The 15,950-nt window shown below is 62.2% G+C and carries 16 protein-coding genes; 15 read left to right on the top strand and 1 reads right to left on the bottom strand.

All coding sequences use genetic code 11. The annotated features are described in order from the left end of the window. Positions 1 to 157 precede the first annotated feature (157 nt). The 14 genes from secY to ACYG97_RS09595 all read left to right on the top strand — a co-directional run bounded on the left by secY (position 158) and on the right by ACYG97_RS09595 (position 14,240). Positions 158 to 1,498, top strand: coding sequence for a preprotein translocase subunit SecY (gene secY / locus ACYG97_RS09660; RefSeq protein ID WP_023672761.1), 1,341 nt, complete (start codon positions 158 to 160; stop codon positions 1,496 to 1,498). Beyond that, positions 1,495 to 2,103: an adenylate kinase gene (locus tag ACYG97_RS09655; RefSeq protein ID WP_023734057.1), complete on the top strand. Its 609-nt coding sequence runs from the start codon at positions 1,495 to 1,497 to the stop codon at positions 2,101 to 2,103. Before secY ends, ACYG97_RS09655 begins: the two co-directional genes overlap by 4 nt. Before the next feature lie 211 nt (positions 2,104 to 2,314). Beyond that, positions 2,315 to 2,683: a 30S ribosomal protein S13 gene (gene rpsM / locus ACYG97_RS09650; RefSeq protein ID WP_006205445.1), complete on the top strand. Its 369-nt coding sequence runs from the start codon at positions 2,315 to 2,317 to the stop codon at positions 2,681 to 2,683. Between the two features lie 126 nt (positions 2,684 to 2,809). After that, positions 2,810 to 3,199, top strand: a complete 390-nt coding sequence (rpsK, locus tag ACYG97_RS09645; RefSeq protein WP_006205444.1) for a 30S ribosomal protein S11 — start codon at positions 2,810 to 2,812, stop codon at positions 3,197 to 3,199. A 102-nt stretch (positions 3,200 to 3,301) separates the two neighbouring features. Continuing rightward, positions 3,302 to 4,312 (top strand): DNA-directed RNA polymerase subunit alpha, encoded by a 1,011-nt coding sequence (locus ACYG97_RS09640; protein ID WP_023682599.1) that lies wholly within the window; start codon positions 3,302 to 3,304, stop codon positions 4,310 to 4,312. A 105-nt stretch (positions 4,313 to 4,417) separates the two neighbouring features. Further along, a complete protein-coding gene (rplQ, locus tag ACYG97_RS09635) occupies positions 4,418 to 4,849 on the top strand; it encodes a 50S ribosomal protein L17 (protein WP_023691248.1) in 432 nt (143 codons plus the stop codon). Positions 4,850 to 5,047: 198 nt separating this feature from the next. Continuing rightward, on the top strand, positions 5,048 to 6,541 hold the full coding sequence (locus ACYG97_RS09630) for a DegQ family serine endoprotease (protein WP_023734056.1): 1,494 nt from the start codon (positions 5,048 to 5,050) through the stop codon (positions 6,539 to 6,541). A 47-nt stretch (positions 6,542 to 6,588) separates the two neighbouring features. After that, entirely contained in the window at positions 6,589 to 7,899 is a 1,311-nt protein-coding gene (locus tag ACYG97_RS09625; RefSeq protein WP_023734055.1) for a replication-associated recombination protein A, read from the top strand. 181 nt (positions 7,900 to 8,080) lie between these two features. Next, positions 8,081 to 8,911: an aspartyl/asparaginyl beta-hydroxylase domain-containing protein gene (locus ACYG97_RS09620; protein WP_023726806.1), complete on the top strand. Its 831-nt coding sequence runs from the start codon at positions 8,081 to 8,083 to the stop codon at positions 8,909 to 8,911. Between the two features lie 53 nt (positions 8,912 to 8,964). Beyond that, positions 8,965 to 9,339, top strand: a complete 375-nt coding sequence (gene crcB, locus ACYG97_RS09615; RefSeq protein ID WP_023726805.1) for a fluoride efflux transporter CrcB — start codon at positions 8,965 to 8,967, stop codon at positions 9,337 to 9,339. A gap of 133 nt (positions 9,340 to 9,472) precedes the next feature. After that, entirely contained in the window at positions 9,473 to 10,453 is a 981-nt protein-coding gene (locus ACYG97_RS09610; protein WP_023726804.1) for an RluA family pseudouridine synthase, read from the top strand. Positions 10,454 to 10,515: 62 nt separating this feature from the next. Then, on the top strand, positions 10,516 to 11,373 hold the full coding sequence (locus ACYG97_RS09605) for a DMT family transporter (protein ID WP_081726945.1): 858 nt from the start codon (positions 10,516 to 10,518) through the stop codon (positions 11,371 to 11,373). Between the two features lie 11 nt (positions 11,374 to 11,384). Then, the gene (locus tag ACYG97_RS09600) at positions 11,385 to 12,176 is read left to right on the top strand and encodes an ATP12 family chaperone protein (protein WP_023734054.1); all 792 of its coding nucleotides are present in this window, start codon (positions 11,385 to 11,387) and stop codon (positions 12,174 to 12,176) included. Positions 12,177 to 12,353: 177 nt separating this feature from the next. Continuing rightward, the gene (locus ACYG97_RS09595; RefSeq protein ID WP_023682590.1) at positions 12,354 to 14,240 is read left to right on the top strand and encodes an MFS transporter; all 1,887 of its coding nucleotides are present in this window, start codon (positions 12,354 to 12,356) and stop codon (positions 14,238 to 14,240) included. 93 nt (positions 14,241 to 14,333) lie between these two features. On the opposite strand, the gene ACYG97_RS09590 is transcribed toward ACYG97_RS09595, so the two are convergent. Then, complete coding sequence (locus ACYG97_RS09590) at positions 14,334 to 14,531, bottom strand: DUF2735 domain-containing protein (RefSeq protein ID WP_023734053.1); 198 nt, start codon at positions 14,529 to 14,531, stop codon at positions 14,334 to 14,336. Between the two features lie 316 nt (positions 14,532 to 14,847). Here ACYG97_RS09590 and ACYG97_RS09585 point away from each other — a divergent pair, with 316 nt between their 5' ends. Next, positions 14,848 to 15,888 carry a glutamine synthetase beta-grasp domain-containing protein gene (locus ACYG97_RS09585; RefSeq protein ID WP_023734052.1) on the top strand — a complete coding sequence of 347 codons (1,041 nt, stop codon included), beginning with the start codon at positions 14,848 to 14,850 and terminating at the stop codon, positions 15,886 to 15,888. Positions 15,889 to 15,950 lie beyond the last annotated feature (62 nt).

Below are 15,950 nucleotides of genomic sequence, written 5' to 3'. Positions count from 1 at the left end.
ATGTTTAGAGCCCGGAGCTTATCTCGTGAGCTTCGGTGCCACGCGCCGCCTGAACTGCGGGCATCGAGCGTGACATACAAATCAAAGAAGTAGCGCATGACGTTGTCCGAAAACCGCTTCACACTTTTCGGCATCATGCTCTAGCGGAGAATCAGGCATGGCTTCGGCTGCTGAACAACTAGCCTCGAATCTGAATTTTGCGGCTTTCGCCAAGGCGGAGGACCTGAAGAAGCGAATCTGGTTCACCGTCGGCGCGCTGCTCGTCTATCGCCTCGGCACCTATATCCCGCTGCCCGGCATCAATCCGGATGCATTCGCGCAGGCCTTCTCTTCGCAGGCCAAGGGCGTGCTCGGCATGTTCAACATGTTCGCCGGCGGCGCCGTGCAGCGCATGGCGATCTTCGCGCTCGGCATCATGCCTTACATCTCAGCCTCCATCATCATGCAGCTGATGACCTCGGTCATTCCGTCGCTGGAAGCGCTGAAAAAGGAAGGCGAGCAGGGCCGCAAGGTCATCAACCAGTACACGCGCTACGGCACGGTACTCCTGGCGCTGGTGCAGGCCTACGGCATTTCGGTGGGCCTGGAAGGCGGCAACGGCATCGTCAACGATCCCGGCATGTTCTTCCGCATCTCGACCGTCGTCACGCTGGTTGGCGGCACCATGTTCCTGATGTGGCTGGGCGAGCAGATCACCGCCCGCGGCATCGGCAACGGCATTTCGCTGATCATCTTCTCCGGCATCGTCGCCGGCCTGCCGCGCGCCATCTCCGGCACGCTGGAGCTCGGCCGCACCGGCGCCCTATCGACGGGGCTGATACTCGCGATCATCGTGCTGGCCATCATCGTCATCGCGCTGATCGTGTTCTTCGAGCGCGCGCAGCGCCGCCTGCTGATCCAGTATCCGAAGCGCCAGGTCGGCAACCGCATGTTCCAGGGCGACACCTCGCATCTGCCGCTGAAGCTCAACACGTCGGGCGTCATTCCGCCGATCTTCGCGTCGTCGCTGCTTTTGCTGCCGGCAACGGTCGCCGGCTTCTCGCAGACGACAAACCTGCCGGCCTGGGCAAGCACCGTGCTCGCTTCGCTCGGCCACGGCCAGCCGCTCTACATGCTGTTCTATGCGGCAATGATCGTGTTCTTCGCCTTCTTCTACACGGCCATCGTGTTCAATCCGAAGGACACCGCCGACCAGCTCAAGAAGCATTCCGGCTTCATTCCGGGCTACCGTCCGGGTGAGCGCACTGCCGATTACATCGACTATGTCCTGACGCGCATCACCGTCGTCGGCGCCATCTATCTGGTGCTGGTGTGCCTGCTGCCCGAGTTCCTGATTTCGGCAACTGGCGTACCATTCTACCTCGGTGGCACATCGCTTCTGATCGTGGTCAGTGTAACCCTCGATACGGTGGCGCAGATCCAGGGTCACCTGATCGCGCACCAGTATGAGGGCCTGATCAAGAAGTCGAAGCTGCGCGGGGGGAAGAAGGCCAGATGAGATTGATATTGCTTGGGCCGCCAGGAGCGGGCAAGGGGACGCAAGCACAAAGACTGGTAGAAAAATACGGCATACCGCAGCTGTCGACGGGTGACATGCTGCGGGCGGCCGTGCAGGCCGGCACCGAAGTCGGCAAGCGCGCCAAGGCGGTGATGGATGCCGGCGAGCTGGTTTCCGACGCCATCGTCAACGCCATCGTGGCCGAGCGCATCGATCAGCCCGATTGCACCAACGGTTTCATCCTCGACGGATATCCGCGCACGCTGGTGCAGGCTGATGCGGTTGAATCGATGCTCGCCGAGCGCGGCATTGACCTCGATGCCGTGATCGAGTTCGTCGTCGACGACAAAGCGCTGGTCGGCCGCATCGTCAAGCGCGCCGACGACGCCAAGGCCGCCGGACAGCCGGTGCGCAAGGACGACAATCCGGTGGTGTTCGAAGAGCGCCTGCGGGAATATTACAAGAAGACCGCGCCTCTGATCGGCTATTATTATGCCAAACGCTCGCTTAGGAGTGTCGACGGCATGGCCCCTGTCGACACCGTGACGGCGGAGATTGAAGCGCTGCTCGCGGCGGTGACGCGGGAGACCGTTACGGCAAAGTAAAGATTGCGCTTGACTGGAACGGTTCGCTGGGTTATGGCGGCCCGTCTTCCTATCAGGCATGAGGCTTGCTTGTCCGCAAGGGCAAGGCAGCCGCATTGAAACTAGGGAACTCCCGCAAGGGCCGGCCTCCACCGGACGCGGGGTAATTTGAACAGCGCCGCGCATGCCTTGTTTTGAAGGCCGGCCGGTCCCACATGGAGAAGAGAAGAATATGGCTCGTATAGCCGGCGTCAACATTCCGACCAACAAGCGCGTCGTCATTGCGCTTCAGTACATTCACGGCATTGGCAAGAAGTTCGCCCAGGAGATCGTCGACAAGGTCGGCATCCCGGCCGAGCGCCGCGTCAACCAGCTGACGGACGCGGAAGTGCTGCAGATCCGCGAGACCATCGACCGCGACTACCAGGTCGAAGGCGACCTGCGCCGCGAAGTGTCGATGAACATCAAGCGCCTCATGGACCTCGGCTGCTACCGCGGTCTGCGTCACCGCCGTTCGCTGCCGGTTCGCGGCCAGCGCACGCACACCAATGCACGCACCCGCAAGGGCCCGGCCAAGTCGATCGCCGGCAAGAAGAAGTAAGTGAGCGATAGCGAGTGGCTATTAGCGAGTAGGGGTTCCCTATTCGCTGGTCCCTGCTCACTACTCGCTTTCAAAGGTGGAGCCGCTGGCATTACGGCGGTGTAGAGATCAACTGAAAGGACTATCATGGCCAAGGAAGCCGCTCGTGTTCGCCGTCGCGAACGCAAGAACATCTCGTCGGGCGTTGCCCACGTCAATTCGACCTTCAACAACACGATGATCACCATCACCGACGCGCAGGGCAATTCCATTGCCTGGTCGTCGGCCGGTGCCCAGGGCTTCAAGGGTTCGCGCAAGTCGACCCCGTTTGCCGCCCAGATGGCTGCCGAAGACGTCGCCAAGAAGGCCCAGGAACACGGCATGCGCATGCTCGAAGTCGAGGTCTGCGGACCCGGCTCCGGTCGTGAATCGGCGCTTCGCGCCCTGCAGGCTGCCGGCTTCACCATCACCTCGATCCGTGATGTGACGCCGATCCCGCACAATGGCTGCCGCCCGCGCAAGAAGCGCCGCGTCTAAGACATTACCGAACGCCGCGTGAGCGCCTCAAGGCGCTCCTCCACGGCACTCCAGGTCGCCCGCCACGATTGGATGGTGGCGGGTCAACGGAAGGAAAGCATCATGATCCAGAAAAATTGGCAGGAACTGATCAAGCCGAACAAGATCGAGTTCTCGTCGAAGAAGAAGACGCTGACCACGCTGGTCGCCGAGCCGCTCGAGCGCGGCTTCGGCCTGACGCTCGGCAACGCGCTGCGCCGCGTGCTTTTGTCTTCGCTGCGCGGTGCGGCTGTCACCGCCGTGCAGATCGACGGCGTTCTGCATGAATTCTCGTCGATTGCCGGCGTGCGTGAGGACGTGACCGACATCGTCCTCAACATCAAGGAAATCGCCATCCGCATGGAAGGCGATGGTCCCAAGCGCATGGTCGTTCGCAAGCAGGGCCCGGGTGCGGTTCTGGCTGGCGACATCCAGACGGTTGGCGACGTCGAGATCCTCAACCCGGACCACGTCATCTGCACGCTGGACGAGGGCGCTGAAATCCGCATGGAATTCACCGTCGACACCGGCAAGGGTTACGTGCCGGCCGACCGCAACCGCGCCGAAGACGCGCCGATCGGCCTGATCCCGGTCGACAGCCTGTATTCGCCGGTCAAGAAGGTCTCCTACAAGGTCGAAAATACCCGCGAGGGCCAGGTTCTCGACTATGACAAGCTGACCATGACCATCGAGACCGACGGTTCGATCTCGGGCGAGGACGCGGTGGCATTCGCTGCCCGCATCCTGCAGGACCAGCTTGGCCTGTTCGTCAATTTCGACGAGCCGCAGAAGGAAGTCGCCACCGAAGCCGTCACAGAGCTCGCCTTCAACCCGGCGCTGCTCAAGAAGGTCGACGAACTCGAGCTTTCGGTGCGTTCGGCCAACTGCCTGAAGAACGACAACATCGTCTACATCGGCGATCTCATCCAGAAGACCGAAGCCGAGATGCTGCGCACCCCGAACTTCGGCCGCAAGTCGCTGAACGAGATCAAGGAAGTGCTCGCGGCGATGGGCCTGCACCTCGGCATGGAAGTGCCGGACTGGCCGCCGGAAAACATCGAAGACCTCGCCAAGCGTTACGAAGACCAATATTGAGCATGAATTTCCAAGGATCGGCGGCGTGAGCCGCTCGATCCGACGGTCATGCGGAAAACCATCAGAGGCCACGGCCTCTTGAACAACTGAAGAAGGAAAAGAGCCATGCGCCACGGTTTTAAAGGCCGCCGCTTCGCCCGAAGCATTAGCCATCGCAAGTCGATGTTCGCCAACCTCGCCGTGTCGCTGCTCGAGCACGAACAGATCGTCACCACCCTGCCGAAGGCGAAGGATCTGCGTCCGATCGTCGAGAAGCTGGTGACGCTCGGCAAGCGCGGCGACTTGCATGCGCGCCGCCAGGTGATTGCCCAGATCGGCAATGAAGGCGTCGTCAAGCGTCTGTTCGACACGATTGCGCCGCGCTACGCCGACCGCAACGGCGGCTATCTGCGCATCATGAAGGCGGGCTTCCGCCACGGCGACAATGCCGCCATGGCGGTCATCGAGTTCGTCGACCGCGACACCGACGCCAAGGGCGCCGGCGACCGCGCCCGCCTCGAAGCCGAAGGCGCCAACGAGGAAGCCACTGCCGCATAAGGCTCGGTTTTCGCAAATGACTTTCAAGGGGCCTTCGGGCCCCTTTTTTGCATTGTCGCAAGGGCATGCTTCGCCGGGCTTTTTTTGCCTGCCGGCCAAGTGCTTTTGCACGACAATCGCCGCATTTCAGTGCATTAGCCTTTCATTCTGCACAATCGTCGGGACAATGCCCCCGAACTTGCCTTGGAGGATTCGCGAATGCGCGCCAACCGACTGTCTCTTGTTCTGCTCTTCGCCATGATGGCGTTCGCAGCCGCGCCGACAGTCAGGCAGGCGCTGGCCGAGGACGCCGCCAAGCCAGCCGATCCGGGGCTCTCCGATGTGCTGACCGACCTCCTGCATGGCGTCGAAGGCGAGAACGGCACCTCCGGTCCCGACAAGCGCGTGCCGTTCGGCCGCGAAGAGGTACAGCTGTCGTTTGCGCCCCTGGTCAAGCAGACGGCGCCGGCGGTGGTCAATGTCTATGCTTCGCAGACGGCCAAGGTCACGTCGCCCTTCGACGGCGATCCTTTCTTCGAGGAATTCTTCGGCCGCGCGCAGCCGCGCGCGCAATCCTCGCTCGGCTCGGGCGTGCTGGTCGACCCGAGCGGCGTGGTCGTCACCAATTTCCACGTGATCAAGGATGCCGACGAGGTCAAGGTGGCGACCGCGGACGGGCGCGAATTCACCTCGAAGGTCATGCTCAAGGACGAGACGCTCGACCTCGCCGTGCTCAAGATCACCTCAGACAAGCCGTTTCCGGTGATCGCCATCGGCGATTCCGACGCCCTCGAGGTCGGCGACCTGGTGCTGGCCATCGGCAATCCGTTCGGCGTCGGCCAGACCACCACCAGCGGCATCGTTTCGGCGCTTGCCCGCAGCCATATCGGCGTTTCGGATTCGGGCTATTTCATCCAGACCGACGCCGCCATCAATCCCGGCAATTCCGGCGGCGCGCTGATCAACATGGGCGGCCAGCTGGTCGGCATCAACACCGCCATCTACAGCCGCAGCGGCGGCTCGATCGGCATCGGTTTTGCCATCCCGGCCAACATGGTGCGCGCCTTCGCCGACGCGGCCAAGGCCGGGCTCGATTTCTTCGAGCGGCCTTATATAGGCGCCGAGTTCGAAGCGGTCACACCGCAGATCGCCGAATCGCTTGGCATGGATAAGCCGACCGGCGCGCTGGTGTCGTCGGTTGAGGAAGCCGGACCGGCGGCCAAGGCAGGGCTGAAGCCCGGCGATGTCGTGCTGCAGCTCAATGGCACGACGGTCGAAGGCATCGAGGCGCTGGATTACCGCATGGCGACCCTGTCGATCGGCACCAAGGCGACCTTCGCCATCCTGAGCAAGGGCCAGCAGGCGACGATGGAGATTGCACTGGAGCGCGCGCCGGAAGGCGCCAAGGCGTCGGAAGTGACCCTGCATGGCCGCAGCCCGTTCTCCGGCGCCAAGGTCGCGGAACTGTCGCCCAGGCTCGCCCAGCGGCTTGGCCTGCGCACCGACCTCAAGGGCGTCACCGTGGTCGACATCAACCGCGATTCGCCGGCTGCCGATTTCGGCTTCCAGCCGGGCGACATCGTGCGCGAGGTGAACGGCACCACCGTCGATACGGCGGCGACACTGGCGCAGCTTGCCCAGCAGGATACGCGCTGGTGGCGCTTTACCGTCGAGCGCGGCGGGCAGATACTGCGCCAGGTGTTGCGTTACTGAGGCGATCTTCCCATTTCTGAGGATCGTGCTCCAACCAGAAGACCTAGATGGCCGATCTGTTCAGCGTCGATGAACCGGAAAGAGCGCCGCCCGGCCGACCTTTGGCCGATCGGCTGCGCCCGAAAAACCTTGGCGAGGTTGTCGGCCAGGAGCATCTGACCGGCCCCGACGGCGCACTGACGCGGCTGATCGCTTCCGGTTCGCTCGGCTCGATGATTTTCTGGGGACCGCCGGGAACCGGCAAAACAACCGTGGCGCGACTGCTGGCCGGCGAGACCAGTCTTGCGTTCGAGCAGATATCGGCGGTTTTTTCCGGCGTCGCCGATTTGAAGAAAGTGTTCGAGGCAGCGAAGCTGCGGCGAACCAATGGCCGGCAGACGCTGCTGTTCGTCGACGAGATCCATCGCTTCAACCGTGCCCAGCAGGACTCTTTCCTCCCGGTCATGGAGGATGGAACAGTTGTTCTGGTCGGCGCCACCACCGAAAATCCATCGTTCGAGCTGAACGCCGCGCTTCTGTCGCGCGCGCGGGTGCTGGTGTTTCACTCGCTGGGCGAGGACAGCATCGCCAAACTGATGACGCGGGCGGAGGAGACAGAGGGCAGGGCGCTGCCGCTCGACGAAGAGGCGCGGGCGATGCTCATCCGCATGAGCGATGGTGACGGCCGGGCCTCGCTGACGCTGGCCGAGGAAGTCTGGCGCGCCGCCAAACCCGGCGAGGTTTTTGATCCCGAAGGGCTGCAGCGCATCGTCCAGCGCCGCGCGCCGATCTATGACAAGGGCCAGGACGGTCACTACAATCTGATCTCGGCGCTGCACAAATCGGTGCGTGGGTCCGACCCGGACGCGGCGCTTTATTATCTTGCCCGCATGTTCGACGCCGGCGAGGATCCGCTCTATCTCGGCCGCCGGCTGGTGCGCATGGCGATGGAGGATATCGGGCTCGCCGACCCGCAGGCGCTGGTTATCGCCAACGCCGCCAAGGACGCCTACGACTACCTCGGCTCGCCCGAAGGCGAACTGGCCTTCGCCGAGGCCACCGTCTATCTCGCCACCGCGCCCAAATCCAACGCCGTCTATACCGCCTTCAAGGCAGCCACGCGGGCGGCGAAGGAGTTCGGTTCGCTGCTGCCGCCCAAGCACATCCTCAACGCGCCGACCAAGCTGATGAAAGAGGAGGATTACGGCGCCGGCTATCGCTACGATCACGACCAGCCCGATGCCTTTTCCGGCCAGGACTATTTCCCCGAAAAGATGGGCCGGCAGACCTTTTACGATCCGCCCGAACGCGGCTTCGAGCGCGATATCAAGAAACGGCTGGACTATTGGGCAAAGCTGCGCAGCGAGCGGGAAAAATAGGTGCGCGGGACAAACGGGACGAACTCGGCCTGCCCGCGATGAACTGAAATTCTGTCTCCGCCAGTCACAGCAGTGTGATTGTACCGCATGACAAAAAGCCCTATCACGTCGCATGACTCGGCCGGGAGGCTGCCAGGACGGGCGATAATTCGGAACGGGGACAGCGCGCCGCGCGAACAGAATGACAAAATCCCTTCGCAAAACGCTTCGCCAGGCTGTGATTGCTGTCCCGCTGCTCGCGCTCGGCTTCTATTTCATTCCGATCCTGACCACGATCTGGATCGTCTGCGGCCTGATCGATGTGCTGCGCAACGCCAACAAGGATCTGTCGCTGTTGCGCGGCTATTTCCTCGGCAATGGCATCTTCACCTGGCTGCTGTCGCCCTTCAATCTGCTGGTGGACCTCGTTTGCTACAGGAACCCGGGCGTGTGGAAGCTGGAGCAGTTTCCCGCCGATTATCAGCGCGAGGTCAACGAGGTTCTTGACGTCTTCAAGGCGCGCAAGGACGAGATCATCGCCGATATCGACGCCAATTTCGGCACCGGTCGTCGCGGCATGTATGTCTATCAGTGGTACGGCAAGCACCGGATCGACAATGTCGCGGAATTCAACAAGGATTTCAAATACATCAAGACCATTGCCGTGTCTGTCTTCAGAGGCAAGGAATCGACTTCCTGGCATTTCGGACCGCTCCGGCTCAGCCTGCGCATCCTCTACAATCTCTTGCCGGTGAAGGCAGAGGTTTTCGTCGAATGCAACGGCGCCAGGAATTACTGGCACGACAACCCGCTCTATATATTCGACGACACGCTGCTGCACCGCTCGGTCAACGAGTATGACGGACGCCGCTACTGCGTGTTCATGGACATAATCCGCCCGTCGCCGTTCCCCGGCTTCATCGCCGGACTTCTCGCCATCGTTTCGGTCACCGTCGAGCGCGTCAATTCCATGTTCTACAAGAACTGGAAGATGATCGGCTCGAGCAAGGCAAAGAAGGTCGAGACGACCTGAGGCGTTGGCCTGAAGGGATTGACCGCACTGCCTTGGCCGGGCAGTAAACGGGCATGTTCAATCTGCTTCTTGTTGTGGTCGGCGGCGGCATCGGCGCCGGCATCCGCCACCTGACCAACATCGGCGCCTTGCGCCTCGTCGGCCCCAACTACCCCTGGGGGACAATGGCGATCAACATCCTCGGCTCCTTTGTTATGGGGCTGTTCGTCGCCGCGCTGATGCGGCGCGGCGGTTCCAATGAGCTCCGGCTGTTCGTCGCCACGGGCATCCTTGGCGGCTTCACCACCTTCTCCGCCTTTTCGCTCGATTTCGCGACCCTGTGGGAGCGCGGAGCGACGCTGCCGGCGTTGGGATATGCGCTTGCCAGCGTCGTTGGCGCCATTATCGCCCTGTTTCTGGGACTTTGGCTCGCAAGAACCGTTTCATAGTGTTATTGCCCGGCCTAGAGCACGGCGCATCCTCCTGGACGCGCTGCAGAAACTTTGATCTTGCGCATGATCCTTTCCGAAAGCCGGAGTAGATTTTCGGGGTCACGCGTTAGAAACGGATAAAGCGAAAATCATGGCAGGCGTAGAACAGATCACGGTGGAGGCCGGCGAGGCGGGCATGCGGCTCGATCGCTGGTTCAAGACCCATTTCCCCGGTCTCGGCTTTGGCCATCTGCAGAAGTTGCTGCGCTCGGGCCAGATCCGCGTCGATGGCGGCCGGGTCAAGGCCGACAGCCGTGTCGAGCCCGGCCAGGTGGTGCGTGTGCCGCCGCTCGAGGTCGACAAGAAGGGCGAGAGTGCGCTTACGGGTTACTCGATCCGCAACCAGGGCGACGCCGATGTGCTGGCCAAGATGCTGATCCACGAAGATCCAAAAGTCTTCGTCTTCAACAAGCCGGCGGGCCTGGCGGTGCAAGGCGGCTCGGGCGTCACCCGCAATGTCGACGACATGCTGGAGGCCTGGCGCAGCCAGAAGGGCGAGAAGCCGCGCCTGGTGCACCGGCTCGACCGCGACACGTCGGGCGTGTTGGTGGTTGCCCGCACCAGGCTTGCGGCGATGAAGCTTTCCGAGTCATTCCGGGCGCGCGAGACCAAGAAGACCTATTGGGCGCTGGTCAAGGGCGTCCCGCCCAAGCGTGAGGACAAGATCTCGACCTGGCTGATCAAGGAGCCGACCGAGGACGGCGACCGCGTGCGCGTGGCAGCCCATGGCGAAAAGGGCGCCGACCACGCCGTGTCCTACTATCGCATCATCGAGCAGGCGGCTCAGACGATGACTTGGCTGGAAATGGAGCCGTACACTGGCCGCACCCACCAGCTGCGCGTTCATGCCGCCTATATCGGCTGCCCGATCCTCGGCGACCCCAAATATTTCGAGGCCGACACCAACTGGGACTTTCCGGGCGGCATTCAGAACCGCCTGCATCTGCATGCGCGCCGCATCGTCATTCCGCACCCGGACAAGGGCATCATCGACGTCACCGCGCCGATGCCGCCGCATATGCGCCAGAGCTGGAACCTGATCGGCTTCGACGACGCCAGCGCGGAGGACTGACATTGGCCGTTGCCTCGGCATTGGATCGCCGCGATGCGGTCGATCTGGCGGCTGCTTCCATCATGGTCGGGCTGACCTTTTCCTGGGGGCTGAACTACGTCGCCGCCAAGATCTCCTATGCCGGCTTCGATCCGGTTTTCGTCTCGATCGCACGTTCGATCATTGGCGGGCTCTGTGTGCTCGGCTGGTGCTGGCTGCGCGGCATCAGGTTGTTTAAGGCCGACGGGTCGCTTGTCGCCGGCATCATTGTCGGCGTGCTGTTCGGCGTCGAGTTCCTGTGCCTCTATATCGGGCTGGAATACACGACCGTTGCTCGCAACACACTGCTGGTCAACACCATGCCGTTCTGGGTCCTGATCGGCGGCCATTTCCTGCTCGGTGAGCGTATCAACGCGCGCAAGCTTGGCGGGCTCGTTCTCGCCTTCTGCGGCCTGGTGGCGGTGTTTTCCGACGGGATTGCCGGCGGCACCGAGATGACCTTGATGGGCGATCTGCTCAGCCTCGGCTCCGGTATCCTGTGGGCGGCGACCAGCATCGTCATCAAGCGTTCGAAACTGGTCGAGACCAGTGCCGAGAAATTGCTGCTTTATCAGTTGGCCGGTGCGGCCATTGTCGGTGTCCTGGTGATGCCTTTCGCCGGCCCGCCGATCCGCGCGGTCAGTGCCTTGCCGGCATTGGCGCTGCTGTTCCAGTCGCTCTATATAGTTGCCTTCACCTATGTGCTGTGGTTCTGGCTGCTCAGGCGCTATCCGGCATCGGCCCTGTCGAGCTTCGCTTTCCTGTCGCCGGTGTTCGGCGTCCTCTGCGGCGCTATCATTCTGGGCGAGGCGCCGACGACCAGGATCTTTGTGGCGCTTGGGCTGATCGCTGTCGGCCTGATCATCGTCAACCGGCCGGCGCGCAAGCAGGTACCTGGATAGAAAGTTCGACCATGCGTGACATCCTCAACGACCTCGAAGCGGGAAAGCATCTGTCCGATCCGGATCCGGTCCGCCGCGCGCAGATCCAGATGAAGACGCACCTGCCGAAGCGCTTCTACAAGGACGTGTCGGTCGCAGCTGTGGAGGACGGTTTTGCCGTCCATCTCGACGGCAAGCCGGTGCGCACGCCGGGCAAGGCGCTGCTGGCGCTGCCGACCGAAAAGGCCGCCGCCCTGGTCGCCAATGAGTTCGCTGCACAGGGCGAGACCATCGACCCGGTCACGATGCCGGTGTTGCGTCTGGCCAACACCGCCATCGACGGGGTCGCCAGCGACCCGCAGGCGGTGCTGGAGGACGTCTTGCGCTTCGCCTCGTCCGATCTGACCTGCTACCGCGCCGACGCGCCACAGGGGCTGGTCGAGCGGCAGAACCAGCTTTGGGATCCGGTGATCGACTGGGCGAGGGCGACATTAGGGGCTCGGTTCAATCTCGCCGAGGGCATCATCCATGTCGAGCAGCCGCGCGAAAGCATCGCCGTCCTCGGCGCCCATCTTGCCCAGCGTGCCGAGCCGCTGCGGCTGGCCGCAATCCATGTCATGACTTCGCTGACCGGGTCGGCGCTGCTGGCGCTGGCGGTCGATTACGGTGCGCTCGATGGCGATGCGGCTTGGGCCGCCGGCCATGTCGACGAGGACTGGCAGATCGAGCATTGGGGCCAGGATGCCGAGGCTGTCGCACGCCGCTCGGCCCGCAAACGCGACATGATGGCGGCCGTCGGCCTGCTCGATGCGCTGAAGACCTGATCCTCGGCCTTTGCCGCACTGCACCTAATACCAAAGTCATAAATCCAAGGTCTGTCTGCCTCCGGCGGTCGCTTTCTGTCATTTTTTACGCCGATGGCTGGTTCGAGTCGCGTTCAGAGGGAACGCCGACGATGACGCCCAGCCTCGAAGGCAGACGATTCACGGGAGGACAGTTCAATGGCATTGGCATCGACCGCCGGCGGAGCCAGCCGCGGCATGACACGAGAGGAGAAGAAGGTCATCTTCGCCTCCTCGCTGGGCGCGGTTTTCGAATGGTATGATTTCTATCTCTACGGAGCGTTGGCCGGCGCGATCGGCTTGACCTTCTTCAACTCGTTTCCCGAAAGCACCCGCTACATCTTCACGCTGCTGGTCTTCGCCGCCGGGTTCATCGTGCGCCCGTTCGGCGCGCTGGTGTTCGGCCGCATCGGCGATCTCGTCGGCCGCAAATACACATTCCTTGTCACGATCATGATCATGGGTCTGTCGACTTTCCTTGTCGGCCTGCTTCCGGGCTCAGAGACACTGGGCATTCTGGCGCCGATCCTGTTGATCGCGCTGCGCATGCTGCAGGGCTTGGCGCTTGGCGGCGAGTACGGCGGCGCCGCGACCTATGTCGCGGAACATGCGCCGGATGACCGTCGCGGCTTCTACACGTCATGGATCCAGACCACGGCGACGCTCGGCCTGTTCCTGTCGCTGATTGTCATCCTGCTGGTGCAGAATTCCGTAAGCAAGGACGCCTTCAACGCCTGGGGATGGCGCATTCCTTTCCTGGTCTCGGCCATCCTGCTGGGCATTTCGGTCTGGATCCGGCTGTCGCTTTCGGAATCGCCGACCTTCCTGCGCATGAAGGAGGAGGGCAAGAGTTCCAAGGCGCCGCTGTCGGAAGCCTTCGGCCAGTGGAAAAACGCCAAGATCGCCATCCTGGCGCTGTTCGGCCTCACCGCCGGTCAGGCCGTGGTCTGGTACAATGGGCAGTTCTATGCACTGTTCTTCCTGGCCAATGTGCTCAAGGTCGACGCGCAGTCGGTCAACATCATGATCGCCATTGCGCTGGCACTCGGCACGGGCTTCTTCGTCTTCTTCGGCTGGCTGTCCGACAAGATCGGCCGCAAGCCGATCATCATGGCCGGTCTTGCGCTGGCGGTCGTCACCACCTTCCCGCTGTTCAAGGCGTTGACCTGGGCCGCCAATCCGGCGCTCGCCACCGCACAGCAGAACACGCGCGCCACGGTGACGGCGGCTCCGGGAGACTGCAACTTCCAGTTCAACCCGACCGGCACGCGCGTACCGGTCAGTTCGTGCGATATCGCGACCGACTTCCTAGCCAAGAACTCGGTGCCTTATGACATCGTCTCTACCGCGGCGGCGGGGACCCCGGCGAGTGTCATGATCGGCAGCGAAACCGTGGCGTCTTATGATGCCAAGGCCGCGGGCGACAAGAAGGCTGCAAGCGACGCTGCCTTCAAGAAGGGTATCAACCTCGCGCTTCAGGGTGGCGGTTACCCGTTGAAGCGCGCTGCCGCCAAGGTTGCCGACCAGAAGCTCGACGCCTTTGTTGCGGCCAATCCTGAACTGAAGCTCGATGCGGCAGCCATCCGCGCCGGCGAAAAGACCGCGGTCCCGACCGAACAGGCGATCAAGGACAAGGTGCTGACCAAGGATGAGGCCGCGGGCGCCACCGAGGTGACCGTCTACAGCGTTCCGGCAGCGGGCGCGTTCGCGATGTTTGCCGACCCCGCACAGGTCAACTGGGCCAAGGTCATCGGCATCCTGTTCATCCTGGTCCTCTATGTGACCATGGTCTACGGGCCGATCGCCGCGATCCTGGTCGAGATGTTCCCGACCCGCATCCGCTACAGCGGCATGTCGCTGCCCTATCACATCGGCAATGGCTGGTTCGGCGGCCTGCTGCCCGCGATCGTTTTCGCGTTCAGCGCCTACAAGGGCGATATCTATTACGGCCTTTGGTATCCGGTGGTGATCGCGGCGGTGACGCTGATCATCGGCATGATCTTCGTCAGGGATACGCTCGGCACCGACCTGCATACCAAGCAGTAGCCGACGGCTCTGTATCAAACAAAAAACCCGGCGCGAGCGATCGCGCCGGGTTTTTCATTTGTGGCCTGTTCGATCTATCAGCGCGAAAGACGCCTAGCTCTTGCGAGGCTGTTCGGCGTCCGCAATGGCGGCCTCATGATACCATGCCTCTCCATGGGCAAGCGGGTGATCGCGCAGCGAAGCAAGCTCTGCCGCAAACTTGGCCTTTACGCCTAAATTTGAGGCAGATGCACGCGATGCCGCCGGGAACATCAGGATTTTGGCCGACGGACGGGCTGAGGTGATTTCCATGGTCGGTCTCCTTTCTTCTGGAGAGGCTCTTCGATTCATCTTTCCATCAAGGTAGGTCCTGCAATCCTTTTAGGCAAGATGCCTAAAGAAAGATCGGCATTTGCCTGTTATTTAAGCAAATTCTGCCTTTGATTGATCCGGGCGCATTGCTTAGGCGGTTGCCTTCACCGGCGGGATGAAAGGGCATTTTTGCCGCGCCCTGACCAACTGATCTGGCACACGATTTGCGTTGTATCGACTTGGCAGCTGGGCTGCTGGATGGCTCGGCGCGTCGGCGTCATCCAGGTTCGGTGATCAAGCAACGAGAGGCTCTAGAATGACGAAATACAAGCTCGAGTATATCTGGCTCGATGGTTACACGCCGGTCCCCAATCTTCGTGGCAAGACCCAGGTCAAGGAGTTCGCCGAGTTCCCGACGCTCGAGCAGCTGACGCTGTGGGGCTTCGACGGTTCTTCGACGCAGCAGGCCGAAGGCCACAGCTCCGACTGCGTGCTGAAGCCGGTGGCCGTATTCCCGGACCCGGCCCGCAGCAATGGCGTGCTGGTGATGTGCGAAGTGATGATGCCCGATGGCGTGACGCCGCATGTGTCCAACAAGCGCGCCACCATCCTCGACGACGAGGGCGCCTGGTTCGGCTTCGAGCAGGAGTATTTCTTCTACAAGGACGGCCGTCCGCTCGGCTTCCCCGAGAGCGGCTATCCGGCGCCGCAGGGCCCGTACTACACCGGCGTCGGCTATTCGAATGTCGGCCCGATCGCGCGCCAGATCGTCGAGGAGCATCTCGACCTTTGCCTCGCAGCAGGCATCAACCATGAAGGCATCAACGCCGAAGTGGCCAAGGGCCAGTGGGAATTCCAGATTTTCGGCAAAGGCTCCAAGAAGGCCGCCGACCAGATGTGGATGGCCCGCTATCTCTTGCAGCGCCTGACCGAAAAGTACGAGATCGACATCGAGTATCACTGCAAGCCGCTCGGCGACACCGACTGGAACGGCTCGGGCATGCACGCCAACTTCTCGACCGCCTATATGCGCGAAGTCGGCGGCAAGGCCTATTTCGAAGCGCTGATGGCTCAATTCGACAAGAACCTGATGGACCACATCGCCGTCTACGGCCCGGACAATGACAAGCGCCTGACCGGCAAGCATGAGACCGCTCCGTGGAACCGCTTCAGCTACGGCATCGCCGACCGAGGCGCCTCGATCCGCGTGCCGCATTCCTTCGTCAACAATGACTACAAGGGCTACCTGGAAGACCGCCGCCCGAATTCGCAAGGCGACCCCTACCAGATCGCTTCGCAGATCCTGAAGACCATCGCGGAGGTTTCGACCAGCGCGCAGGTCTCGGCGGCCGCCTAAGCATCTATAGCGGCGCAGGCTTCGTAAGCCTGCGCCGTAGCCTGCTGCTACCACGTCTACGG

Source organism: Mesorhizobium sp. W067 (assembly GCF_054719525.1).
This window is presented reverse-complemented; position numbering and strand designations above follow the sequence as displayed.

Excerpts from the sequence above, each read along its gene's own strand:
- secY (WP_023672761.1), top strand. The coding sequence starts at position 158 with ATGGCTTCGGCTGCTGAACAACTAGCCTCGAATCTGAATTTTGCGGCT.
- ACYG97_RS09655 (WP_023734057.1), top strand. The coding sequence starts at position 1,495 with ATGAGATTGATATTGCTTGGGCCGCCAGGAGCGGGCAAGGGGACGCAA.
- rpsM (WP_006205445.1), top strand. The coding sequence starts at position 2,315 with ATGGCTCGTATAGCCGGCGTCAACATTCCGACCAACAAGCGCGTCGTC.
- rpsK (WP_006205444.1), top strand. The coding sequence starts at position 2,810 with ATGGCCAAGGAAGCCGCTCGTGTTCGCCGTCGCGAACGCAAGAACATC.
- ACYG97_RS09640 (WP_023682599.1), top strand. The coding sequence starts at position 3,302 with ATGATCCAGAAAAATTGGCAGGAACTGATCAAGCCGAACAAGATCGAG.
- rplQ (WP_023691248.1), top strand. The coding sequence starts at position 4,418 with ATGCGCCACGGTTTTAAAGGCCGCCGCTTCGCCCGAAGCATTAGCCAT.
- ACYG97_RS09630 (WP_023734056.1), top strand. The coding sequence starts at position 5,048 with ATGCGCGCCAACCGACTGTCTCTTGTTCTGCTCTTCGCCATGATGGCG.
- ACYG97_RS09625 (WP_023734055.1), top strand. The coding sequence starts at position 6,589 with ATGGCCGATCTGTTCAGCGTCGATGAACCGGAAAGAGCGCCGCCCGGC.
- ACYG97_RS09620 (WP_023726806.1), top strand. The coding sequence starts at position 8,081 with ATGACAAAATCCCTTCGCAAAACGCTTCGCCAGGCTGTGATTGCTGTC.
- crcB (WP_023726805.1), top strand. The coding sequence starts at position 8,965 with ATGTTCAATCTGCTTCTTGTTGTGGTCGGCGGCGGCATCGGCGCCGGC.
- ACYG97_RS09610 (WP_023726804.1), top strand. The coding sequence starts at position 9,473 with ATGGCAGGCGTAGAACAGATCACGGTGGAGGCCGGCGAGGCGGGCATG.
- ACYG97_RS09605 (WP_081726945.1), top strand. The coding sequence starts at position 10,516 with ATGGTCGGGCTGACCTTTTCCTGGGGGCTGAACTACGTCGCCGCCAAG.
- ACYG97_RS09600 (WP_023734054.1), top strand. The coding sequence starts at position 11,385 with ATGCGTGACATCCTCAACGACCTCGAAGCGGGAAAGCATCTGTCCGAT.
- ACYG97_RS09595 (WP_023682590.1), top strand. The coding sequence starts at position 12,354 with ATGGCATTGGCATCGACCGCCGGCGGAGCCAGCCGCGGCATGACACGA.
- ACYG97_RS09590 (WP_023734053.1), bottom strand. The coding sequence starts at position 14,531 with ATGGAAATCACCTCAGCCCGTCCGTCGGCCAAAATCCTGATGTTCCCG.
- ACYG97_RS09585 (WP_023734052.1), top strand. The coding sequence starts at position 14,848 with ATGACGAAATACAAGCTCGAGTATATCTGGCTCGATGGTTACACGCCG.